Origin of the sequence: Paenibacillus mangrovi, from assembly GCF_022898935.1 — a bacterium.
GTDB classification, from domain to species: domain Bacteria; phylum Bacillota; class Bacilli; order Paenibacillales; family Paenibacillaceae; genus Paenibacillus_AQ; species Paenibacillus_AQ mangrovi.
On the sequence record NZ_JALIRP010000013.1, the window covers coordinates 1 to 23,306 of the forward strand.

The following is a 23,306-nucleotide window of genomic DNA, read 5'->3' on the forward strand; positions in this document are numbered from 1 at the left end:
GTTTTATACGACGCTTTACCTTCTAGATAAGCCAGGACAGCTTCTAATTTCTCTTCAGTTGAGTATTTAGCCAAAAAAACTACACCTCCAATTGTTAGACTGTGTCTAACAATTGGGGTGCAGTTCATCTCTGTGGCTCCTTTTATGAATTAAAGTAAAATTTCTAGAACGAAATCCAGTCTAATCTGAAAATTTGTTTCTTTATAAGGAACAGTGTAAACCGTTTGAAGGTAAGGCCGCTTCTTATTCTTAACGGATAATTCCCCGAATCTCATCCAAACTCTTAATATTCTCCTTCTCCATAAAGCTCTGCAGTCCGGCAAGAAGATCTTCTCCCGCACGTAGGTTCATGAAGTTGTAAGTACCGACCTGAACGACTTCCGCACCGGCCATGATGAATTCAATGATATCGGATGCCGACGAGATTCCACCCATACCCATAACGGGAATCGTTACTTGCCGGGCAACCTGATGCACCATGCGCAGGGCAATGGGTTTGATGGCCGGGCCGGACAAGCCGGCGTACAGATTCGAGAAGACGCTCCGGCGCTGATGAATATCGATCTTCATACCCGAAAAAGTATTCACCAAAGAGACGCAATCCGCGCCTTCCTCTTCGCACATGACCGCCATCTCTACGATATTTTCCGCATTGGGCGACAGCTTCACGGCAAGAGGCAGCGATGTGACCTGACGCACTTCACGGACGACTTCTCTGGCAATGGCTGTTTGGATGCCGAAGGCCATGCCGCCTTCCTTCACGTTGGGGCAGGAGATGTTCAGTTCGATCATATCTATGGCACGAAGCCCCGCTTTACGGCGTTCTTCGGTATCCTTCGTTATTTTCTGCGCACCCCGCACATATTCCTCGATGCTGCTCCCGCCCAGATTGGCAATTTTAACGGGCTCGATCGTTTCCCAGAACTTCATTCCTTCGGCGAGAAAGGCATCGATTCCCGGGTTCTCCAAACCGACGCTGTTCATCATGCCCCCGGATGTTTCCCACACACGAGTTCCGCTATTTCCAGGGCGAGGCTCAAGGGTCAGACCCTTGGACGCAATCCCTCCAAGCTTATTGATATCGTAGTACTTGGCGTATTCTTGTCCAAATCCGAACGTTCCGGATGCCATCACGATGGGATTGTTGAATGGAATGCCGGCGATATTACAAGCTAAGTTCCGCATGCCACTGCACCTCCTCCGCTAGAAATACAGGACCATCCGTACACACCTTGCGATTGCCGTTCTTGTTCATCACGGTGCAAACGTAACATGCCCCAATGCCGCATGCCATCCGTTTCTCAAAAGAGACATACACCTTCGTGTCCTGCCCTTCCGCCATCCTCGCAGCTTCCTTCATCATGCCGAGTGGACCGCACACAAATGCGTATTCGTATGAGCTTAGATCCAAGGCATCCAGCACACTGCCGCCGATCTGTACTACAAGCTTGTCCGTGTAGGGTTTAAAAGCATCCGTCAAATAGGATTGATCCTGGAAGCCAAGATATATATCCGGTTTATCCAGCTGCTTGGCGGTATACAGTAAAGGAGCAATGCCTATCCCGCCTCCTATAAGGGCAACCCGTCCTTTAACATGCGGAAATCCATTGCCTAATGGGCCCTCCAATTGGATGCTGTCCCCTTTATGAAGCTTTGCCAATAAGCGAGTGCCTTCTCCGGCAATTTTATATAGGAATTGAATGCTGTCTTTCTCTATGTTGAAAATACTAATGGGACGAGACAGTATAGGGGCATCCTGCCAAGCCCGCATCATAAAAAATTGCCCCATACGTGCTTCTTGAAATTGTCCCTCCACCGTCATGAGGTAAATGCCATCACAGATGCGTTCGTTGGAAAGAATCGTATACACAAGCATGCTCCTTTTTTCACGACTATGGAAAGTCTGATCTAGATGTCATATGGATAGAAAAATCGCGTGTTCTTTCTCCTATCTACTATGCCTGCTCCTTGATCCATCTGACCGTGATACGCATCACTTTCTTGTATAGAAAATTATTGATTTGACCATGCTGTCAATAATTCTATTGCTTCTAACCGCTGAGGCCACGTCTGATCCATAATACGCAGCAGCTCGCGGCTTCTTGCGCGGCCCGGGAATCGGAAAGCCGACCAGGGTTCCCGGGGCAATCGATATAATGCGGCAATTAATTTTCGCTCGGCGCGGCTTAAAGTTCTGCGTTCTTCGTATCCCTTCAGGAACGATTGGATGAACTTGGGATTGAATTGAGTTGTGTTCATGATCGATTTGGCTGTATCGACATAGGTGGAGCCAATCCGGATCCGGTCCCAGTCGATGATAAACAGACGGCCACCATCAGAAATAATGACGTTAGGTGAGGTAACATCGTTGTGAATCAGTGCAGGACGAGCCTTTTCCTGCTTCATCAGATTTACGATTTGCGGGTTTGCAAGATCAGTCCATGCCCGGTCCGAAAGAGACTTGTAGGATTCCCCATACTTACTGACCCATTGTTTGTACCCTGCTCTGTGGGAAGAGTGTGCCATGCCCTTACGGGAGAGACGATCCTGAGTTTTCCATAATTGAATTTGCTCAAAGGTAGGGGACCGCTTCGTACTTTTTATTCCGGTGGGTGTGGTATGAAGCACGGCGAGGGCAAGGCCCAGCTGTTCAAAGTCTCCCGCCGTTTCCAGGCGGCGCCCCTTAATCCATTCTGTTATATAGAAAGGCCTTCCCTGACTTAATATCCATAATGCGTCCGAATGGGACGGAAGCCATTTAGGCATATAACGGTACTCGCTGTTCATTAAGAGCTTGATATAACCTGCAGCTGTGCTAATTTGCGTCACAGTACCTGGGTGAAGGAGTTCACTCCGGAAAAAGGGTTTTAGCGCGTAGGTCCCAGCGTCTGTTTGCACCTGAATAACAGCGTTTTTACGGTAAAAGGAGGCGATCGGCGTTGATTTCAGCATGTTCAGACCGAATTGACGGGTGATGCTGCGAATTTGTGTGCTTTTGTAGGTATCAGCCATAGAATGAGCTCCTTTCATCGTAAATCGGATCTCTCTGTGAAGGCGGGCGATGGACGTTTGTTCATATTATATTCGCCCGAGAATAGAGTGTATGGATGAATGCCGTGTTCGAATCAAATACATTAGAGATATGCTGCACCATTTTCCGATCGATGAACGATCAAATATTTGCGGGGGTGAGTGAATTGGATCAACTCAAAAAACAGCGGGTAAACTACGGCATCGATGCGCCCGTCGTCGTACGTAACATTTTGCTGATCGGTGCTGGATTTCTCCTTCTTGGCATCGCGGCTTTTTTTATTTTTCCGAGACAGCTGCAATGGATGGGGATCGTGATTGGACTCATTTGCTTATTTTCCTTTCTGGTCGTTTCGGCCGAGGCATTGTACATGATATGGAGCAGCAAAGTAGGGAAGTTTCGCGAGCGGGAGAGGTTGCTTGATCTTGTGGCGCTTCGCGGCGACGAGAAGGTCCTGGATGTCGGATGCGGGCGGGGGCTTGTGCTGAATGCGGCCGCCCACAGGCTAACCACGGGAAAAGCAGTCGGCATCGATATTTGGAACAAGCAGGACCAGTCGGGGAACAACCCCGAAGTGACGCGTAGAAACTCCCTTATCGAAGGAGTGGCAGAGCGGGTAGAAATCGTGAATGGCGATGCGAGGAGCATGCCTTTTGTGGATAATGAATTCGATGTCGTCGTTTCCAGCCTAGCCATTCATAACATTCCTAGTTCCGATGATCGGTACCGGGCTATCAGCGAGGTTATGCGCGTACTTAAGACCGGCGGCCGCTTTGCTATTCTTGATTTCCAGCATACACGAGATTATGCGGAAGCATTCAAAACGCTCGGTGCTGTCCATGTACGAATTGTCGGGCCGCACTGGCTGATTTTTCCTCCTGTTAGGATCGTAACGGGTCGAAAAGGAACTTAAATTTAAATCTTGAATATCTAATGTAATCGGATAGTTAAAAATTTGAAGACAGACAGGAGTTAGATACGATGATAAAAGGTTTCGGGGGAATATTTTGGAGAACTAAGAATCTTGAAGTTATAAAAAAATGGTACAGTGAAGTATTGAAGATTGAAATAGAAAATTGGAATGGGACTGTGATAAAACCCCAATTAGGAAATGAGACCATCTTTTCTTTCTTTACCGAGAATGACAGTTATTTTCCAACAGATCAACAAGTGATGTTAAATTTCCAAGTACATAATCTAAACGAGACTATTCAGCATCTTGAACATATTGGTGTACCTCTTGCAAAGAAAGAAGAGATTAGTGAATTTGGAAAGTTTATTTGGATTGAAGATCCTGAAGGTCGACTGGTCGAGCTTTGGGAGAAATAACGAGTTGTAAATTTGGATAGGACCACGTGAGCACAGCTCCCGTCCCTTTGGGATGGGGCTGTTTCTTTGGACATCAAGGGAATTTTCGAATAAAAGCAGCAATTGACTGTTCGCCTTGTATTCGAACGCGATGGAGAGTTAAATATCCCTGTTTTTTCTCGGCGTAACCAGGTTTTGTCGTTACGGCAAACTCAAATCCAGCACGCTTAACCACCTGTACTACATCCTGATTGAACTTACCGGATGGATAAGCAAAAGCAATTGTGGGATGCCCCAATCTCTTCTCCAGCCTCTGTTTAGCTCCACAAACCTCATCCACAAGTTGTAACTGGTTGATTTTTGTTAATTCTACATGATGCCTTGTATGCACACCAATTTCAATGGAACCGGATTGTTCCATTTCTTTTATTTGACTCCAATTCAAGTGATTGGGTGAACCAATAAAATCGCTGGTGGCAAATATCGTTGCTTTCATTTGAAGCTTTTTTAAAATGGGATAAGCGACTGAGAAATTATCCAAATAGCCATCGTCAAAAGTAATCAATATCGGTTTATCCGGAAGCTCTTCATTCGTTTTCCATTTCATTAAATCCTTGAACGTAATGGTATTGTACCCAGTATTCTTTAAATGCTCCATTTGTTTATAAAATACCTCCGGAGGCACAAAAAGCGTAGATTGATTGATGCCAATCGAATGGTACATCAGAATCGGAATAGATTCTGTGTTGACTCGTGAGATCGAATGAGTTTTTGGTGCAGATTGATTTTTCTCTATTTGCGATGGGTCAGGAGGACTCGCTTTTTGTTCGCATCCGCTTATTAACATAATAAGTAACGACAGAAAAATGTGCATAGTATGCAATTTACTCAACCTCCTCAGTATAAATAACTTGTACATTTCAGTACAAAAAAAACTGGGAGTTTTATCAATGTTACTCGGTTTTGAGTGTAAAGTTGATTACACCTATTCATTACCTATATCCGATACATTGCCAATAGCAGAGGTTCCGGCCTCCTTACATAAATAGCTGACCATCCGGTGAAGGCGTACAGAACGAAGTTGACCAACTTAGGATGTCGTCGGCCCCTTTCCCTGGGCGAAGAGCTGGTCCGCCGCTTGTTGTTGCCGGAATTGTCCCGGGGTAAGTCCAGTCCTGGCTTTGAACAATTTGTTGAAATAGCTGACATTTGCGTACCCGATTTCCCGGCAAATCTCCTCAACGGAAGCGCCTGGCTGCTTCAAAAGCTCCATGGCCCGCTTGATGCGAAGCTGGATGAGATAATCATTGACGGTCATGCCCTTAGACTCCTTGAAGATGCGCCCTAAATAAGATGAGCTGCGCTGTACATATTCCGCCACCATATCCACGGAAATATTCTTGTTGTAGTTGGCGTCCATGTATTCCGTCGCCAGCTGGAGGGTTACATCCGTCATTTTGGAGCGCTTCTCCCGGTGGTAGGCAATGATCTTACTGCAAATAGCCAAGAGGCACTTTTCCATATCCTGTACCGTCTCCGCGCGCGCCAGCGCATCGGTGTAGGATGACCGTTCGCCGAACACCATGGTCATCTCGCCGCCGGTCTGGACCAGGGTCTTGACGATCTCTCCGCTCAGTTGTACATACAGCTGCTGAATATTGGCCTTTCCGAGCTTCTGTCCCAGTACCTCCCGGGTGACCGCCCGGATGGCCGAGGTGCATTCCTCCATATCGGTCTGCATCAGGGCTTGCAGGAGCTTTGTTTCTAGTGCATATGGGTAATAATAAGCCCCTTCCTCCGATTTCCATTCATCAAGTATGGAATAAGGCAGAATTTCGCCTTTTCCAATGTAGATTTTCAAATTCAGCGCCTCCAGTGTATCCTTGTAGGCGGTGCGGACCGATGCCTCCCCTGAGTGAATGCGGCTGACGGCCATGGTCACGGAGATGCCGTAACGGGTGAGAAGATACTGCTTCAGCCTCCTGGCTTGTTCCATCGGGAAGGTATCATCCTTCTCCAGAGGTACGGAGAGGAGGATGACCGTCCGCCTTCCGTCTTTGGCGAAGATCTCGCCGTCGATATCGGCACCCAGCTCTTCCATAAGTCCATAATGGAGCAGATGGAAGTGGAACGTATCGTCCGGCCCCTTCATCGGATAAGGTTCCTCCAGCTCGAGCGTGAGGATGGCGAAATGGTTGAAATCGAGCCGGAGCCCCAATAGCTCGCCCGCGTGGTCCGGTCTGCTGACAGGATCGTCCCTGCCGACGCTCTGAATTAAATCGTTCAGATACTTCTCCTTGATGGCCGTCCGGTTGCCGATGAGCAGTTCATCAACCTTGCGTTTCTCTTTCATTAGCAGTTCACGGTTGCGGGTCATCAGCTCGAAGGAATGCCGGATGAAGCCAGCCTCGTCTCCGTTGTGTGTCGTCCTGGATTCTTCGTGTCGTTCGGCTTCTTCCGAGCCTACAATATAGGAAATCACGCTTTGAAGCGGTCGGTACAATCTTCTGGACAAGTAATAGGAAATAGCAACAGCAGCTGTAATGTAAGTTAACGCAACGGTCCATACCATGATTTTAATACGGTCCATGCCATGCAGAAGGACGGAGCGCTCGGTGATATTGACAAATCTCCAGCCGGTCAATTCCGAGGTGGTGTAAGTGACGATCTGATCGTCCCTGCCGATGTAGAAGCCGCTCTCCGATGTCATACGGTCCGCATCCAATTGCCCGAGGAGCATTTCTCCGTTAGGGGCATCAGAGTAGAGCAGTTCCCCCTTTGGACCGAGTACCATGCTTGTTCCCTTCTTGCTCTGGTAATGGCTTAAGTAGTTGGAGAACAGTAGGTCCAGATTCAGATTGATGACGATGGCACCCTCCACTTGGCCGATCAGCGGCATCTTCTGGAGAAGGGAGGTAGCGGGATGGTCTGGTGAAAAGCCGTTCTGCCGGCCGGTTATCCAAACGGTACGGGATTCCGAATCTTGATTCCAGACATCTAGCCAGGACCGGTCTGCAAAGCTCAAAATCGGGGACGTCTTCACCTCGGGACGCGATGTCAGGACAAGCTCCAGCGGGGCATAATACAAATAAATGGAATCAATGTACGGGCTGAGCTTTTTTTGTTCTTCCACAAAGGCGGATAAATCGATTAGGGAGCTTACGGAGAGCTTGCCGCCTATGGTCCGATACAAGTAGGATTGGGCCATGAGCAGGCTTGTGGTGGCATTTCTAATGGTGGTCAGCTCCTTGTGAATCAACTCCTGCTGCTGGGTCAAGGTGGATTTATTATACTCGATGGAGTTTCGAACGCTGTTGTCGGCCGAAATCCTGTAAGTAATCGTAGAAATGAGAACGACGGTGGTCAAGGCGATGGCGGTCATAGACAGGAGAAGCTTGACGAACATCGAGTTGTTCTTGATTGCCCAGGTTCCCCGCATGGCAATCCCCCTTTCTTATATTGTGGCAACGCTTACAAATTCAAAACTCAACCGATCTAAAAACACCGTTAAAGTGAATTATATCTCACAGAGGCGTCATTCGGACAGATGAAAACCGAAAAACATACTAAAAACGGAATAACATCATTCGGTTCAAAAGCGTTCGGTAGCCAAAAACATAATAAAAATGGAATGAGAGGATTGTGTATCGGGAAGGAGAAAGCTTATGTTAAAAATGTAATCGCTCCCATTCCAGCCGGGTCGTAATGCTGGGTGCGGATCACTTCATCCTATTACAGGGGGGATATTCTTTTGAACAAAAGAATCAAATTCGTAAGTGCTGTCTTCCTGGCGGTAAGTATAGCAGCCAGCCTGCTCACCGGCTGCAATTCTGGAGCAGACACCGCAAGCCCGGGTACAAGTACAGGAGAATCGCCGGCTGCGAAATCCAAGCCGGTGGAAATCACTTGGGGAATCCATTTCCAGGCTGCCGGAGTGGTGAATGACTCCGAAATTCAGAAGTGGCTGGAACAGAAGTTCAACGTTAAGATCAAACCGGTGAAGGTAACCGACGCCAGCATTGCATCCGGGGAGGTTCCGGACATCTTTATGCTGGGTGATCCCGCCAACGTGGCAGCTTATCAGAACCAGGGCGTGCTGATGAGCATCGATCCGAACATGCTGAAAGAGAAAATGCCGGAGTATTACACAGATATCGAGAAAAAGAGCGAGCTGTTCCAAACCGTCACGATTGATAACAAGCTGTGGGCCATCCCAATGTTCATCGATCTGAAGCCGTACGACTTGGGCATGCTTTGGCGCAAGGACTGGCTGGATAAGGTCGGCATCGGGAAAGTGCCGGAGACATTGGATGAATTCGAGAAGGCCGTCTATGCCTTTGCCCAGAAGGATCCCGACGGTAACGGGGTAAAGGATACGTACGGTTTGACCGGCACGGCCACCTCCACTTGGTCATCTGGCTTCTATTCGATCTTCGGAGCGTTCGGAGTGGAGCCAACTATGTGGATGGAGAGAAACGGTCAAATCGTGAACGGATCGATTATGCCGGAGACGAAGGAAGCTTTGGCTAAGCTGCGGCAGTGGTATGCGGACGGAGTGATCGATCCAGAATTCATCACTGATACACAGGATTCATACCGCAAGAAACTTTACAACAACCGGATCGGCGTAATCGAGGAGCAAATTAGCAAAGGCGCGCTCCCGGAATCTTCAACGGTGAAGGAAATGCAGGCCTTGAACCCAGATGCCAAGCTGGTGTTCGCCAAAAATCCGAAAGGCCCCGGCGGAGATGGCTCCTGGGATTGGGGAGTGAAGAGTAACTTCATCGTCATCGGCAGCAAAGTGCAGGATCAGCCTGAGAAGCTTGAAAAACTGTTCGAGATCCTGCGGGCGGAGAGCAGCGATGAGGAGACCATCAACATGACCAGCCTAGGAGTGAAAGGGACTCATTGGGACTTTGCGGAGAGCGGGGCTGCTTCAGGCGCCACGAAGTTCATACCCGGTTTTGAGAAGCAGGAGCAGCGCGACCAGCTCGGCATCCGCCTGTTCTCACTCGGAAACATTACGACCCAGGCTTATCGGGACAAATACTCCAATCCAGCGTTGAACGAGGCGATCAAAGCCACCTCTTCCGCTCCAAGGTGGACCGATGCGCTGCTGTTCTCGTCACTGCCTTCCGATGGGAAGTACAAGAAAGACCTGACATCACTTATGCAGAAATACTTCGCCCAAATCATCAGCGGCGAAATCCCGCTGAGCGATTTCGATACATTCGTAGCTGAATGGAAGGCCAAGGGCGGCGACGAGCTGACCAAGGAAGCCAATGATATGTACCAAAATCAGTTCAAAAAATAACGGGAAGTGCGTCATGAAAACCATAAAAAAACACGGAGAGCTGCTCACGCTGTTTCTTTTCTCCTTCGCATTCTTCTTCATATTTAAATACGGACCCTTATATGGAGTCATCATCGCCTTCAAGGATTTCCGGGTGGTAGACGGAATATGGGGGAGTCCGTGGGTTGGATTCCAACATTTTCAAGAATTGTTTCAAAATAACGAGTTTTATCGACTGCTAAAAAACACTTTGCTATTGAACTTGTACCAGCTGATCTTTGCCTTTCCCGCACCGATAATCCTGGCGCTTCTGTTAAACGAGGTCCGGTCCCGGCATTTCCAGAGGTTCATCCAGACGACCATGTACTTGCCCCATTTCGTATCCTGGGTCATCATGTCTGGCCTGATCATCTATTTCCTCTCACCGACCTCCGGGATTGTGGGCGAAATCATGGGATGGTTTGGATTGGAGCCGGTATTCTTTATGGGAAAGAAAGAGTATTTCCGCTCGATCGTGGTCGTTTCCGCCATTCTGAAGGATCTGGGCTGGGGCTCGATCATCTATTTCGCCGCTTTATCGGGAATCAATCCGGAGCTGCAGGAATCGGCCATCATCGACGGGGCGAACCGCTGGCAGCGGATCATTCGGATCAATATCCCGTCAATCATGCCTACCGTGGCGATTATGTTCATCTTAAGTCTGGGCGGTTTCTTGAGTGCGAATTTCGAACAAATCATCAATCTGCTCAACCCGGTCACCTATGAAACCGGTGACGTGATCGATACTTATGTCTACCGGGTTGGCCTGCAGCAATTCCAATACAGTTACACCGCGGCCATCGGCCTGTTCAAATCGGTGGTAGGGCTTCTGCTTATATTGGGGGCCAATCTGACCGTACGGAAACTGAGCCGCGGAGAGAGCGGGCTATGGTAAAAGCAGGAGGAAGCCAGTCATGAAAATGAAAAGATGGCAAGATCTAATAGCTCCAGGTATCATCTATTTCGCGTTATCGGTATTGGCGCTCATTGTCGTGTACCCGTTCATCCACGTCCTTTCCGTCTCTTTCAGCGGACGGGGTGAAGCCCTCCGGAGCGGGTTTCATTTTTATCCGCGGGACTTCGAATGGGGGGCATACCGGGAACTGCTGGATTATCCGTTTATCTGGTCGGGTTATGCAAATACGCTGTTCCGCATGGTGGTAGGGACGGCCTTAACGCTTCTCGTTACCGTCTGCGCCGCTTATCCGCTTTCGCGTCCCGATTTTCCCATGAAGCGCGTGCTTGTTCTGCTTCTGCTGTTCACTATGATCTTCGACGGGGGGATTGTGCCCAATTATCTATTGATGAAGGAATTGCACCTGCTCAACACACGCTGGGTCTACGTGCTACCATCTGCGGCCAATGCGTTTCAGGTGCTGGTGATGATCTCGTTCTTCCGATCGATTCCGGATGCGCTGATCGAAGCGGCCCGCATCGACGGGGCCAGAGACTTACGGATCCTGTTCCGCATTGTGCTGCCGCTGTCCATCCCATCCCTCGTAACGATCGGACTCTGGTCTTTGGTTCACCACATCAATGCCTTCATGGATAATCTGCTCTATGTCACCGACCAGTCAAAGTTCGTGCTGCAGCAGATAGTCCGCCAGATTCTCATCGAGAACAGACTGGACCCGTTTACAACGGCGACGGACATCACCCCTCCCGCACCAGAGAGCTTGAAAATGGCGGCGGTGATCATTTGCTCTTTACCAGTGCTCGTGTTGTATCCGTTTTTGCTTCAATATTTTGAGAAGGGAACAATGATCGGATCTGTGAAGGGGTAGGGACATGGCAAATGCCGATTTTAAAGTACATCTTGATAGGGAGGGAATCATACTCATGAAGAGAAGACGGATCATGGTTTTATTGATCATCGTTTTGTTATTAGGGTGTGTGCCGGTTCCGGGAGTTTATGCGGAGGAAACTGAGAACCCTGGGACTGTCTTCTATGTATCAATTGATGGAAACGATTTGAATCCCGGAACGGAGGAGGCTCCCTTCCACACCCTGGAAAAGGCCAGGGACACGATCCGGCAAATGAAGCTGGAATCGAGGCTGCCGGAAGGTGGAGTCACGGTCTATTTGAGAAGCGGCACGTATAACCGAAGCGAAAGCTTTCTTCTAGAGGAACAGGATTCGGGTTCGGCGGATAAGCGGATTACCTACCGGGCTTATCCGGGTGAAAGTGTGCGATTGAACGGCGGTCTGGAGCTTCAAAAGAGCTGGTTCACCCCGGTGACGGACCCGGCGGTCCTGAATCGGATCATCAGCACCGATGCCAGAACGAAGGTGCTGCAGGCGGACTTAAAAGGACACGGCATCACCGATTACGGTGTATTGAGCCGACACGGTTATTATAAAGCCAATGACGTCAGCCAGGTCCCCCCGATGGAACTGTATGTCGACGGCCAAGGCATGACGCTGGCCCGCTGGCCCAACAAGGGGACGGTCCAGATGGGCACCATTTTGGATCCGGGCCCGACCCGCAAGGATCCGGACCTGCAGATGCGCGGAGGCACCTTTAACTACACTTATCAACGGCCGGATCTCTGGACGCAGGCGGACGATATCTGGCTGGACGGCATTTTCGGCTACAGCTGGGAATGGTCGTACAACAAAGTCGCGGCTATCGATACGAACAACAAGACCATCACCTTGGCGTACGGGGAAATGAGCGGCCTGTTTAAAAACTGGTACCCTGACTTCCATTTTGCCCAGAACTTGCTGGAAGAGATGGATATGCCGGGTGAGTATTATATCGACCGGAGCCAAGGCCTGCTTTACTTCATGCCTACGGCCGCTTTTGAAGGAGATCATCCCGAAATCACCGTATCCTTGCTGAAGACCCCGATGATCAATGCCGTCAATGCCTCGTATGTGACCTTTGAGGACCTGATCCTGGAGAACGGCCGGGACTCGGCGGCGGTCATCATGGGCGGCAATAGCATGCAATTGGTCCATTGTGAAATTCGCAACTTCACCAACGGAGGCGTGCTGATCAATACTCAAAGCCGTTGGATGTACAACGACTTCGCCAAGGCGACGGGGGTGAACCATGCCGTTATCAGCTCCCATATCCATCATATCGGGGGCACGGGAGTCATTCTGAACGGCGGGGATAGGCTGACGCTTGAACAGGGCAACAATGCGGTGGAGAACAGCCATATCCATGATTTTGCCTACTACCATAAAGCCTATAACCCCAGTGTGATCCTGACCGGAGCGGGGAACCGGGTCTCCCACAGCGAGATCCATGACGCCCCCCATCCAGGAATTCTGATCTTCGGCAACGACCATCTGGTGGAGTACAACAACATTTATGACGTCTGCAAAACATTCTCGGACCTCGGCGCCATCTATATGAACCTGGGAGAATCGCCCCAGGAGCGAGGGTCGATGATCCGGAGGAATTACTTTCACCACATCGGGGAAGGCAAGGCCGGAGTTCAAGGCGTATATCCAGACAACTTCACCATGGGGCTTACCATTGAAGAAAATATTTTCTACCGGATGGGTAATTCCGCCATATTGAACAACGGAGGCGCTCATATCCGGACCCGCAACAACCTCTTTGTCGACGCCAAAGTACCGTACGATTATGCGGATTTGTACTTGGGCGACGGCTCGGATCAGCAGATCGCCAAGAACTATATGCCCAAGTGGCAGGCTTTGTTCGAGAAATACAACAACTTCGAAGGGATGCCGCACTTGGTGAAATACCCGGAGCTGGCGGATTTCTTCACGGAAAACCGGTATTATCCGGACACCAACACGTTCCAGAACAACGTGGTGTACAACCCAACGAAACCACGAAGCAGCACGACGAATGCGCAGGGTGCATATGACAAGTACAATTTGGTCCAATACGCGAACAACTGGGTGACAGATCATGATCCAGGCTTTGTGAACCTGGCGGGCGGCGACCTGAATCTAAAGGCGGATGCGGAGGTGTTCCAGAAGATACCGGGCTTCCAAGCGGTCCCTTTCAGCGAAATCGGAATTATGGGCAAAGCCGGTCCTTATTTGGCTCCAGACAGAATCCCTGTCCAGGGAATCAAACTGTATGACGAGAACGTGACCATCGGCATAGGGAAGTCGTATCCTTTGTATTCGGCGGTACTTCCGTGGAACGCTACAAACCCGGTGCTGCAGTATACTTCCAGCGACCCTTCCGTCGTGAAGGTGGATGCGGACGGCAAGCTGAAGGGGGTTAATCTGGGGAATGCCACCGTTACGGCAGTCTCCGCCGAAAACCCACTTCTTAAGGATGAGGTTCAAGTTACGGTCGAAGTCGGGGACGGTATCATCGATTATACAGACTTCGAGACCGGACGGAACAGCTGGCCGAGCGACCCGAACCGGAGCATCGTAGAGGTTGACGGTGGCAACCACATGTATAAGCTGCTCAAAGGGGCGACAGCTCTGAACGAGAATGATTTTAACAACTACGAGCTGACATTTAAGCTTAAGACGCCGATTGTGATTCCGGATGAAGCTACGTTCTATGTGTTTGACCGGCTGAATCCCAGCGGAAGCGGAGGCAGGATCGGGTACCGGAAGTATGCCGACGGGACCTCATCTTGGATTCTTTATAACTCGACCTGGGCCACCGTAAAGCAGAATACGCTGGCTACTTCGGATTTGCAGCCGGATACCGTCTACAACATGAAGGTCATCGTCAAGGGATCGGAAATTAGCATCTATGCCGATAACAAGCTTAAGCTCAAGGCCAGCGATTCGACATTTAACTCTTCCGGCAAGGTAGGGTTTTATGCCGGAGGCTTTGGCGGGCTCCTGTTCGACGATATCAAATTCTCGGTTCCCACAACGGATGTGTCTGGTTTGCTGCTGGATGAGAGCAGTGTCAACATGGTGATGGGGGAACAGCACCAGCTGCAGGTCAAATTTGATCCGTCCGATGCCGAGAACCGCGATGTCGTCTGGCAAACCTCCCGACCGGAGATTGCTTCCGTCGATGCAAGCGGGTTGGTAACCGCTTTGGCCGAAGGAGAGACCGAAATTACCGTTACATCGGTTGCAAATCCGGCAGCCACTACTTCAGCCCGGGTCCACGTATCGAATATTCTGCACTTTACGGATTTCGATTCGGGGGCGAACGGATGGCCGGTGGATCCGAACCGCAGCATCGTAACCGTGAACGGTAATAAGAAATACAAAATCCTGAAGGGCGCTTCCGCTCTTCATCCGAAGATGTTTACGGATTATGACCTGACCTTCAAACTGAAGACCCCAGCTGTCATGCCGGATCTGGGAACACTCTACGTGTATGACCGTTCCGTCTCCGGAACATCGGGCAAAATCGGCTACAAGAAGTTGGCGGACGGCACCTCGCAGTGGATTCTATACAACGCGGCTTGGTCCACCTTGAAAACGACAAACCTGCCTTACGAGGATCTGAAGCCGGATACTGAGTATAACATTCGCATTCTGGCAGATGGCGCCGATATCCGCGTGTACGTAAACGGCGAATTGAGGCTCGAGGGCTCTGATCCCAAACACAATCCGTCGGGAACGGTAGGCTTCTATGTAGGCGGGTTCAGTGAAATCTGGTTCGACGACGTGAAGTTTACGCTGATCGACCGGACCGCTCCCGAGACCACGGCTGTAGTGAACCCGTCGGAACCGGACGGCGCGAACGGATGGTATATCCAGCTCGTTACGCTCTCCTTGAATGCCTCCGATGCAGGGTCGGGAGTAACGTCCACGGAATATAGCGTGGACGGAGGCGACACCTGGATGCCTTATAAAGACTCCTTAACCTTCAGTCAGGATGGCCGCTATTCGATTCTCTATCGTTCGCTGGATCTCGCCGGTAATGCGGAGGAAGCGAAAACCCTTGAGTTCATTCTCGATACCGAGGTCCCCGCCGTTTCTGTTGCGGAACCGGTCGAAAAAGCCTATGCGGACACGGAATCCCTGACTCTGTCCTGGACCGCCTACGATGCGATGTCCGGGATCGATTCCGCGAAGACCACCGCACGGCTGGATGACCGGATCGTTGAGCAGGGGACGGAGGTCCCGCTATATACGCTTTCCTTAGGAAATCATACCTTCACCGTATCCGTCATCGACGAGGCGGGAAATACACAGGAGTCCATCATCACGTTCTCTACTTACGCGGATGCGGACACGCTGAAGGCGCTGGTCTCCCTCTTTAGGGAAAAGTCTTGGATTGACAATGATGGAATCGCAAACAGTCTGATCCAGATGTTGAATAACAGTCAAGCGGAAGCATTCCTCTATGAGGTTCAAGCCCAGAGCGGCAAACATATTACAGAAGTAGCGGCAGCCTACCTGCTTCGGGATGGGCAGGCCGTTGCGAACAGATAAACGTCAAGAAAGGCCTTTTCGATGAAGTTCGGAAAGGCCTTCTTTTGATTTTTTAAATCCCTAATTGCAGCTCGGGGTAAATCCAGGTGTAGGATTGATAATATCCGCTGTTTTTGTTTGTATTGCCTGTGATCGGACGGTAGGGGGAGACGAAACGTTCATAGTCCGGACTCTTGTAAACTTTAGACATGGCTTCGAATAAATCCAGAGGCCATGTATCGGCGGAGAGCGGTGCAGGGAAGATCGGATCATCGTCATACGGCCATTCCTTAAGACGCCCGTCGGTATAATGGAAGAACCGGTCAAGTGCAGTTTTGAGGCTTTTGCCGCCTGGGGAGACCCAATGGAATAAATCCTCGCCTGTTGTGTCTAGAATCAGCTTGGCGGCTGCCGTCGCGGGAGCGAGGGCGAAATAATGATACCATAAGGAATGTTTCCCCCGATGCGTTTCTTCCGGGATGAATCCCTCCAAGGATAGGGAGGAATCGAGATGTTCCTTGAACGCAGTTACCTCTTCTGAAAAGCGGGCTTTGTCATCCATAAAGCGAAACAGGGCTAATTGGGCATATAAGCTCCAGTTCCACCAGTTGTTCCGGAGGGGAATGCGATCCCACTCCGGCAAGCACACCTGGGTCATCCAACGGATATACTGATCTTGCTCCTCCTTGCTCCAGTCTGAGAATTCCTTGATCCACTCCGCCGCCAGGATCAGGCCGACTCCTAGATAGGCGGATACCAGTGGACCATCAGGACCCGTGATTTCTTGATTGACGGCTGCCCAGCCCATGATCAGTTCCTTCGCTTTGCTTGCATAGGCAGCTGTTCCCGTCAGCCGATAGGCCAGTGCAGTCGTATAGGCCGCCCGGGCGTCCGACTCCATCATCCGCTTTGCCGCCGTATGCCCGTCAGCATCCCAATAAAAGCCGGGAATATTCCATGTCGGAACGGCATGACAGTCAACCGACAGACTCTCGTTAGCTTCACCAAGAAGAAGTTCAAGTGCAGTTGAATGTTTCATAAACATGCAATCTTCCTCCCTTAGGATTTTCCATATATACATAGGATTCTGCTTTATAAATCCAGTCTCCTGTTTTTCCATTGCAATGCGTGAAATCATAGCAGGAACAAATGATCGTCTCTTTGTTCGTCATGCCCTACCTAATCGGGCGCTCCGATACTGACCCGGCGAGATTCCCATCTGTTTTCGAAATAGACGTATGAAATAATTAGTATTCTCTATACCGACTTGCACGCCGATTTCAGACACGGAAAGCCCCGTATTTTCCAGAAGAGATTTCGCTTTTTTGATTTGTAGTTCGTGCTTGTATTGAAGCGGACTCAGACCCGTGTATTTTTTCAGGCACCTTGCGAGATAGTCGAAATGGAAATGAAGCGTCTCTTCCATATGTTTCGCATCAAAGGGGCGGGTCAGATGTTGCTGAAGATAGGCGATCGTTTGATCGCAGAGCAGTCTGGAGCGGGAGACGTATTGCGAGCGCACCGCCATTTGCAATTCTGTCAACAAGCCGGCTATCTGTGTCTGAAGCGGTAAGGAAGTTGCGGGTGATAAGGTTTGATGAAGCTCCAGCATCTGCTGCAGGAACGGGAGAATGACTGGGATATGCAGGCCGGTGAATTTAGGAATATACATGACTTGCTGGTGTGGGGTGACATCGAGGTTTGTACTTTTGGTGAAAGGAATGGACCAAGGGATTTGCCCGCTCTCAATCGTTCGGACAGGTGCAGGATGGACAAAGTGAATCCAATAAATTTCGGTTTCTTCCTCACAGGGACGATGTCCGACATGCAGGCGGTTCGGCTCGAGCACAAGTATGGAACCTTCTGTGACTTCGTAAGCCGCATCATCTTCTGACATAAACAAGGTGCCCCTTATCACAAGCAGCATGTCATACACATTGAAGGAGCGGATCAAATGCTGTTGTCCCGGTTGCCAGATGGAGTGACCGATCGTCACTAATTGTGGCAGCGGAGGGATGGTTAGCTCCAGGCAATTCATGACAGGCATCACCTTTCCATATGCGAATTGTATTCCTATTGTATCATGGTCAAAATCCCAAATGGTAGGAAATGTGCTATAAAAAGTCGACTATGCACCTATCCGATCAACGGGGGAACGACTATATTTAGGGTATACGAATGGGAAAGGAAGAGAAATCATGCGATTCCGACAAGTCCATCTTGATTTCCATACTTCAGAGGCGATTGCCCCGATTGGAGTCCGTTTTGACAAAAGGCAGTTTCAGGAGATGCTGAAGCTGGGCCATGTGGATTCCATTACGCTTTTCTCCAAATGCCATCACGGCTGGGCGTATCATCCTTCGGAAGCCAATGAGATCCATCCTGGGTTAAGCTTCGATTTGCTTGCGGCTCAGATCGAGGCCGCCCATGAAATTATCGTAAAGACACCGGTATACTTATCGGCCGGACTGGATGAAAAGCTGGTCAGACGCCATCCGGAATGGCTCATCCGCGACAAGAACGATCGAACGAATTGGGTAGAGGGCTTTATGCAACCAGGCTATCACCAGTTTTGCATGAACTCTCCCTATCTGGATATCCTGATCGAACAGATCCGGGAAGTAGTGTCCCAATATGATCTGGACGGACTGTTTCTCGATATTGTCGGGGTACGCAAATGCTATTGCCATAGTTGTGTAGAGACCTTGCGCCGACAGGGGAAGGACCCGCGTGACGAGGAAGCGATACGGAGGCTGTGGGAGACTACATACGCCACTTATACGGCGAGGGTGAAGGAAGTGGTCGAATCGGTCAAGCCAGGGCTGCCTATCTTCCACAATGGCGGACACATTGCGCGTGGCCGTCGCGATCTGGCTTCTATGAACACACATTTGGAACTAGAGTCGTTGCCAACGGGCGGTTGGGGTTACGACCATTTCCCGCTTTCGGCCCGATACGTACAAACGCTAGGAGTCGATTTTCTTGGCATGACAGGCAAATTTCATACCTCTTGGGGGGAATTCGGCGGCTATAAGCACCCGAACGCGCTCCGTTACGAAACAGCACTCAGCCTCGCGCATGGTGCAAGATGTTCGATCGGTGATCAGCTCCATCCTGACGGACAAATGGATGCAGCGACCTATGAATTGATCGGCAAGGCCTATCGCGAGGTCGAGAGCAAGGAAGCATGGTGTGTGAATGCAACGAACGTCGCGGATGTAGCACTACTGTCATTGGAAGCGACAGGCGTGCACCCGAAAGCCAAAGAGGAAGCGGGACGTTCAACAGATTCCGATGCAGGAGCTGCACGCATGCTGCTGGAGGGGAAATTTCTGTTTGATGTCATTGACAAGGAGCATGATTTCTTAGCTTATCAGGTGTTGATTTTGCCGGATTATGTTGCGGTGGATGACGAGCTGGGGAGCAAACTAAAGAAGTTCCTGCAGCAGGGGGGCAAAATTCTCGCCACAGGCTGGTCCGGGCTTGATACGGAAGGTACCCGCTTCGCCATCGACTTTGGAGTGCGGTATCTGGGGGTTAACCCTTACCGTCCCGATTATTTCCGTCCTTATTTCAAGCTGGAGAGCTTGGGGGAAGCCTCCTTTATTATTTATACCCAAGGACAGAAAATCGAACTTGCCGGGGGTACTGAGCTTGGACGCAGGGAAGACCCGTATTTTAACCGTGATGTCTTTACCTTCTGCTCACACCAGCATACGCCATGCAGCTATGTTTATGGAGGGCCCGGTATGGTGGAAAGTGATTGTGGAATTTATTTGGCATGGAATGTATTTGAGGATTACGCAAACAAAGGAAGTCTGATCCTGAAGGAAACGATCCTGCATGCGCTGAACCGACTACTGCCTAACAAAACACTGCATACCAGTCTGCCTGCGCAAGGCGTTGTCACCCTGCAGGAACAGAAGGAAGAGAAGCGTTTGGTCCAGCACCTGCTGTATGCATCACCGGTTCGCCGTGGAAAAAACATCGAAGTGATCGAGGATATTCTACCTCTATATGATGTTGAGGTTTCCATTCGGACTCTCCATCGCGTGAAGAATGTGTATTTGGCTCCGCAAATGCAGCAGCTTCCTTTCAGGTACGAGAATCAAACGGTCTTCTACACGGTACCCAAGCTGGAGTGCCATCAGATGGTTGTTATCGATTGTGAATGAAATAAGATAGGAAGGGTGCTAAACGATGGACTTCAAGCCACTGTCACAGTTTATCGACCGTATCACCTCCTGGCGGATCCCCTGGGCCGAGGTGCTTGTCCTGTACCGAAACGAAGAGGTGTTCCGCTACCGTAGCGGCTATGCTAACTTGGAAGAAAGCATTTCCATCGACGACCGGCGAATTATTCAGCTTTATTCGTTGACGAAGATTCTGACGTGTACGGCAGCGCTTCAGCTCGTAGAAAAGGGAGCAATGTTGTTGAACGACCCGCTGTCCGACTATTTGCCCGAATACGCCGAGATGACCGTGAAGATGACTCTGCCACACGGTGAAGTCGCATTCGAGAGGGCAAAGAGACCGATCAAGGTACGCGATCTCTTTACCATGACGGCAGGGTTCTCCTATGACATCAAAGCACCTTCTATCCAGGAAGTCGTGAGGCACACCAACGGCAGGGCTCCGACCCGCGAAATTGCGGCGGCATTCGCTAAGGAACCGCTGCTGTTCGAACCAGGCACCCGATGGAACTACAGCCTTTGCCATGACGTTCTCGCCGCTCTAGTCGAGGTGGTGGACGGAAGACGGTTCAGCGCTTATGTTCAGGATGAAATAACCGGACCGCTCGGTATGCGCGATACGGGCTTCGATCTCTCGGATGAAGAGCGAAGCCGTATGGCTCCGCAATATGAATATAGCGATTCGCTAGGCAAGCCTATACGCAAGGATGGGAACGATTATCGAATCGGTACGGAATACGAGAGCGGCGGTGCCGGACTGCTCTCCACCGTAAGCGACTACGCGATGTTTCTGAATGCGCTGACCAATCAGGGAACGAGCCCGGACGGCGTGCGCCTGCTGGCACCGGAGTCGGTGGAGCTGATGCGTACGGATCATCTGACTGAGGAGACGCGCTGTCATTTCTCCTGGGCACAGCTTGCCGGTTATGGCTACGGGCTGGGCGTTCGAACCCATATTTCCAGGGAGAGTAGTGGATCTTTGAGCCCGCTCGGTGAATTCGGCTGGAGCGGCGCCGCCGGTAGCCTGGCCATCATGGATCCGTCATCGCAGCTGACGGTCATGTATGCGCAGCATATGCTGAACAATCAAGAGCCCTATGTACATCCGCGTTTGAGAAATATTGTGTACGCTTGCCTGTAACATATGAAGAGGAGGACTGTGTATGCGAATTCGCTTTGATCGTTTTCCAGGTGGAGTACATAAAGCTCTTACACTCAGTTTTGATGACGGACGGATTTTTGACAGGAGGCTTATAGGGAAGTTTAATGAGTATGGCCTCAAAGGGGCTTTTCACTTAAACAGCGGTACTCTCGGGAAAGAAGGATTCGTTACGCGAGAGGAAGCATGTTCCCTATACATGGGTCATGAAGTATCGTGTCATACCGTTAGTCATCCTTTTCTCGAACAGTCTCCTATGGAACAAATGGTTCAGGAAATCATGGAGGACAGGAAGGGACTGGAGGCCATTGTTGGTTATCCTGTGCGCGGGATGAGCTATCCTTTTGGTACATATAATGATCAACTTGTTTCAATTCTACCTTCGCTCGGTATGGAATATGCCCGGACTGCAACGAGACAGGGTGGGTTTGATATACCATCAGACTTCTTAAGGTGGCATCCGACCTGCCATCATAGTCAGATGGTGGACTATGCAAATCAGTTTGTGGATTTAAAGCAAAGACATACCAAGATGGCTTTGTTTTATGTTTGGGGGCACAGTTATGAATTTGAGAACGACAACAATTGGGAGCTAATTGACCGGTTTGGAGAAATTGTCGCCCGAAAACAAGACATTTGGTTTGCAACAAGCGCTGAAATTGTTTCTTATATACATGCATTGAGACAGCTCCGCTTTTCTGCCGATTACCGAATCGTTCATAACCCATCCGCACAGTGTGTGTGGGTAAGCGTGGAGACAGATGTTGTTGAATTGGCGGCCGGCCAATTGACCGTACTCGGTTAACTCAAGTTTTTCAACTTGTTCATTTCCTCCAGCGTCATTTCATTGCACTTCCTGATAAAGCCAAGAATCAGCTCCATTTCCTGCACGTTATATTGCGAAAAGATCTTGAGCGTTGACTGCATAACCGATTGGAACATGGGTGAAATATGAGTCGTGCCTTCCGGAGCAGGCTTGACGACAACTCGTCTTCGATCGTTCGGATCCTTGTCTCTGACGACATAACCCGCTTTCTCTAAGCGGTCGATAACGCTGGTCACCGCTCCTGTAGTCAGTCCTGTCAGCTCCGCTAACTGACCTGCGGTTACCGGACCGGAGTGGTTTAGAAAATCGAGGCACTTGTGATCAGTGGCGTTAAGGCCTAATTTTTCCGAGATTAGCTGATGAAACATGACGGCTCTCGCGCTGTTTTGGCGTAGTTCGTGAAGCAAAGCCTGCTGCGTAGATGTGAGCTCGGGCACATCGGAAGGGAAATTATCCCTTGACATAAGGAAACCTCCAAGTTATGATGTATTTATCTTAATGAATTAAGATATAATATTCATTAAGAAAGCATTCTTGTTAAGATTCTTACACTCGTCAGTATATCACACCCTTCATGAACCGCCAAACAAAATTCATTTATGGAGAGGAAGATTTTACAATGACAAACCACCAAGAAGACCTGAAAGCTATCGGCGCATTATTTGCAAAGCTGAGCGAGGCTTGGAACAAGGGTGACGGAGAGCTTTACGGTAGCTGCTTTACGGAAGATGCCGATTATGTAACGTTTATGGGACAGCATCTGAAGGGAAGAAAGCAAATCGCCGATGTACATCAAATGCTGTTCTCGGGTCCGCTGAAGGGCACCATCCTCGTATCAAGCGCTACCACCGACTTACAGCCGCGCTTCATCACTCCTGATGTTGCCGTTGTAATCGCGATTGGTGAAGCACGACTCGCCGTGCCTGCCCAAGATCCTAACGACAGAGGATCGATTAATACGAATGTAATTGTCAAGCAGAATGGAGAATGGAAGCTGACCGCTTTCCAAAATTGTCGCATTCAAGAGATGCCAAGAGGAGCGCGGTAAGATGGGTTATGGTTAAGAGGCAGCCGGTGGCTGCCTTTTCTGCACTAACTGGAAGGAAAGTGAATGGTATTAAGTGAGG

General features: G+C 50.0%; 18 protein-coding genes. 10 read left to right on the forward strand and 8 right to left on the reverse strand.

Going from position 1 to position 23,306, the window contains the following annotated elements:
- Nucleotides 1-249: 249 nt before the first annotated feature.
- From MUG84_RS23175 to MUG84_RS23185, 3 genes are all read right to left on the reverse strand, one after another.
- Entirely contained in the window at nt 250-1,185 is a 936-nt protein-coding gene (locus MUG84_RS23175) for a dihydroorotate dehydrogenase (protein ID WP_244729445.1), read from the reverse strand.
- Nucleotides 1,166-1,870: a dihydroorotate dehydrogenase electron transfer subunit gene (locus tag MUG84_RS23180; RefSeq protein WP_244729447.1), complete on the reverse strand. Its 705-nt coding sequence runs from the start codon at nt 1,868-1,870 to the stop codon at nt 1,166-1,168. Before MUG84_RS23180 ends, MUG84_RS23175 begins: the two co-directional genes overlap by 20 nt.
- 143 nt (nt 1,871-2,013) lie before the next feature.
- Nucleotides 2,014-3,012: an aminoglycoside phosphotransferase family protein gene (locus tag MUG84_RS23185; RefSeq protein ID WP_244729449.1), complete on the reverse strand. Its 999-nt coding sequence runs from the start codon at nt 3,010-3,012 to the stop codon at nt 2,014-2,016.
- Between the two features lie 185 nt (nt 3,013-3,197).
- On the opposite strand from MUG84_RS23185, the gene MUG84_RS23190 reads away from it, so the two are divergent.
- Both MUG84_RS23190 and MUG84_RS23195 read left to right on the forward strand, forming a co-directional pair.
- Nucleotides 3,198-3,944, forward strand: coding sequence for a class I SAM-dependent methyltransferase (locus MUG84_RS23190; protein ID WP_244729451.1), 747 nt, complete (start codon nt 3,198-3,200; stop codon nt 3,942-3,944).
- 68 nt (nt 3,945-4,012) lie between these two features.
- Nucleotides 4,013-4,360: a VOC family protein gene (locus tag MUG84_RS23195; protein WP_244729453.1), complete on the forward strand. Its 348-nt coding sequence runs from the start codon at nt 4,013-4,015 to the stop codon at nt 4,358-4,360.
- Nucleotides 4,361-4,433: 73 nt separating this feature from the next.
- Here the strand turns inward: MUG84_RS23195 and MUG84_RS23200 are convergent, their stop codons facing one another.
- Together MUG84_RS23200 and MUG84_RS23205 are read right to left on the reverse strand one after the other, a co-directional pair.
- Nucleotides 4,434-5,213, reverse strand: a complete 780-nt coding sequence (locus tag MUG84_RS23200) for a polysaccharide deacetylase family protein (RefSeq protein ID WP_244729803.1) — start codon at nt 5,211-5,213, stop codon at nt 4,434-4,436.
- Nucleotides 5,214-5,429: 216 nt separating this feature from the next.
- Nucleotides 5,430-7,778 carry a helix-turn-helix domain-containing protein gene (locus tag MUG84_RS23205; RefSeq protein ID WP_244729455.1) on the reverse strand — a complete coding sequence of 783 codons (2,349 nt, stop codon included), beginning with the start codon at nt 7,776-7,778 and terminating at the stop codon, nt 5,430-5,432.
- Nucleotides 7,779-8,090: 312 nt separating this feature from the next.
- On the opposite strand from MUG84_RS23205, the gene MUG84_RS23210 reads away from it, so the two are divergent.
- Genes MUG84_RS23210 through MUG84_RS23225 form a run of 4 tightly spaced genes read left to right on the forward strand, consistent with a single transcriptional unit; the run spans nt 8,091 to nt 16,022 of the window.
- On the forward strand, nt 8,091-9,653 hold the full coding sequence (locus MUG84_RS23210) for an extracellular solute-binding protein (protein ID WP_244729457.1): 1,563 nt from the start codon (nt 8,091-8,093) through the stop codon (nt 9,651-9,653).
- Between the two features lie 13 nt (nt 9,654-9,666).
- A complete protein-coding gene (locus MUG84_RS23215; protein ID WP_244729460.1) occupies nt 9,667-10,566 on the forward strand; it encodes an ABC transporter permease in 900 nt (299 codons plus the stop codon).
- A 19-nt stretch (nt 10,567-10,585) separates the two neighbouring features.
- The gene (locus MUG84_RS23220) at nt 10,586-11,455 is read left to right on the forward strand and encodes a carbohydrate ABC transporter permease (protein WP_244729462.1); all 870 of its coding nucleotides are present in this window, start codon (nt 10,586-10,588) and stop codon (nt 11,453-11,455) included.
- Between the two features lie 55 nt (nt 11,456-11,510).
- Nucleotides 11,511-16,022 carry an Ig-like domain-containing protein gene (locus tag MUG84_RS23225; RefSeq protein WP_244729464.1) on the forward strand — a complete coding sequence of 1,504 codons (4,512 nt, stop codon included), beginning with the start codon at nt 11,511-11,513 and terminating at the stop codon, nt 16,020-16,022.
- Nucleotides 16,023-16,074: 52 nt separating this feature from the next.
- Here MUG84_RS23225 and MUG84_RS23230 read toward each other — a convergent pair whose 3' ends face one another.
- Both MUG84_RS23230 and MUG84_RS23235 read right to left on the reverse strand, forming a co-directional pair.
- Complete coding sequence (locus tag MUG84_RS23230; RefSeq protein WP_244729466.1) at nt 16,075-17,046, reverse strand: alginate lyase family protein; 972 nt, start codon at nt 17,044-17,046, stop codon at nt 16,075-16,077.
- A gap of 123 nt (nt 17,047-17,169) precedes the next feature.
- Nucleotides 17,170-18,039, reverse strand: a complete 870-nt coding sequence (locus MUG84_RS23235; protein WP_244729468.1) for a helix-turn-helix domain-containing protein — start codon at nt 18,037-18,039, stop codon at nt 17,170-17,172.
- 160 nt (nt 18,040-18,199) lie between these two features.
- Between MUG84_RS23235 and MUG84_RS23240 the strand changes: the two genes are divergently transcribed.
- From MUG84_RS23240 to MUG84_RS23250, 3 genes are read left to right on the forward strand one after another with little or no spacing between them, the layout of a single operon-like run.
- A complete protein-coding gene (locus tag MUG84_RS23240) occupies nt 18,200-20,176 on the forward strand; it encodes an alpha-amylase family protein (protein WP_244729470.1) in 1,977 nt (658 codons plus the stop codon).
- 25 nt (nt 20,177-20,201) lie between these two features.
- Nucleotides 20,202-21,335 carry a serine hydrolase domain-containing protein gene (locus MUG84_RS23245; protein WP_244729506.1) on the forward strand — a complete coding sequence of 378 codons (1,134 nt, stop codon included), beginning with the start codon at nt 20,202-20,204 and terminating at the stop codon, nt 21,333-21,335.
- Nucleotides 21,336-21,357: 22 nt separating this feature from the next.
- Entirely contained in the window at nt 21,358-22,158 is an 801-nt protein-coding gene (locus tag MUG84_RS23250) for a polysaccharide deacetylase family protein (protein WP_244729508.1), read from the forward strand.
- Here the strand turns inward: MUG84_RS23250 and MUG84_RS23255 are convergent.
- Nucleotides 22,155-22,643: a MarR family winged helix-turn-helix transcriptional regulator gene (locus MUG84_RS23255; protein WP_244729510.1), complete on the reverse strand. Its 489-nt coding sequence runs from the start codon at nt 22,641-22,643 to the stop codon at nt 22,155-22,157. The two genes, MUG84_RS23250 and MUG84_RS23255, sit on opposite strands and share 4 nt — an antisense overlap.
- Before the next feature lie 155 nt (nt 22,644-22,798).
- On the opposite strand from MUG84_RS23255, the gene MUG84_RS23260 reads away from it, so the two are divergent.
- Nucleotides 22,799-23,227, forward strand: coding sequence for an SgcJ/EcaC family oxidoreductase (locus MUG84_RS23260; RefSeq protein WP_244729513.1), 429 nt, complete (start codon nt 22,799-22,801; stop codon nt 23,225-23,227).
- Nucleotides 23,228-23,306 lie beyond the last annotated feature (79 nt).

What these genes read in the sequence shown, in the direction of transcription:
- MUG84_RS23230 (WP_244729466.1), bottom strand. Translation starts at nt 17,046, where the DNA reads ATGTTTATGAAACATTCAACTGCACTTGAACTTCTTCTTGGTGAAGCT.
- MUG84_RS23205 (WP_244729455.1), bottom strand. Translation starts at nt 7,778, where the DNA reads ATGCGGGGAACCTGGGCAATCAAGAACAACTCGATGTTCGTCAAGCTT.
- MUG84_RS23175 (WP_244729445.1), bottom strand. Translation starts at nt 1,185, where the DNA reads ATGCGGAACTTAGCTTGTAATATCGCCGGCATTCCATTCAACAATCCC.
- MUG84_RS23220 (WP_244729462.1), top strand. Translation starts at nt 10,586, where the DNA reads ATGAAAATGAAAAGATGGCAAGATCTAATAGCTCCAGGTATCATCTAT.
- MUG84_RS23235 (WP_244729468.1), bottom strand. Translation starts at nt 18,039, where the DNA reads ATGAATTGCCTGGAGCTAACCATCCCTCCGCTGCCACAATTAGTGACG.
- MUG84_RS23250 (WP_244729508.1), top strand. Translation starts at nt 21,358, where the DNA reads ATGCGAATTCGCTTTGATCGTTTTCCAGGTGGAGTACATAAAGCTCTT.
- MUG84_RS23215 (WP_244729460.1), top strand. Translation starts at nt 9,667, where the DNA reads ATGAAAACCATAAAAAAACACGGAGAGCTGCTCACGCTGTTTCTTTTC.
- MUG84_RS23225 (WP_244729464.1), top strand. Translation starts at nt 11,511, where the DNA reads ATGAAGAGAAGACGGATCATGGTTTTATTGATCATCGTTTTGTTATTA.
- MUG84_RS23260 (WP_244729513.1), top strand. Translation starts at nt 22,799, where the DNA reads ATGACAAACCACCAAGAAGACCTGAAAGCTATCGGCGCATTATTTGCA.
- MUG84_RS23240 (WP_244729470.1), top strand. Translation starts at nt 18,200, where the DNA reads ATGCGATTCCGACAAGTCCATCTTGATTTCCATACTTCAGAGGCGATT.
- MUG84_RS23185 (WP_244729449.1), bottom strand. Translation starts at nt 3,012, where the DNA reads ATGGCTGATACCTACAAAAGCACACAAATTCGCAGCATCACCCGTCAA.
- MUG84_RS23195 (WP_244729453.1), top strand. Translation starts at nt 4,013, where the DNA reads ATGATAAAAGGTTTCGGGGGAATATTTTGGAGAACTAAGAATCTTGAA.
- MUG84_RS23245 (WP_244729506.1), top strand. Translation starts at nt 20,202, where the DNA reads ATGGACTTCAAGCCACTGTCACAGTTTATCGACCGTATCACCTCCTGG.
- MUG84_RS23255 (WP_244729510.1), bottom strand. Translation starts at nt 22,643, where the DNA reads ATGTCAAGGGATAATTTCCCTTCCGATGTGCCCGAGCTCACATCTACG.
- MUG84_RS23200 (WP_244729803.1), bottom strand. Translation starts at nt 5,213, where the DNA reads ATGCACATTTTTCTGTCGTTACTTATTATGTTAATAAGCGGATGCGAA.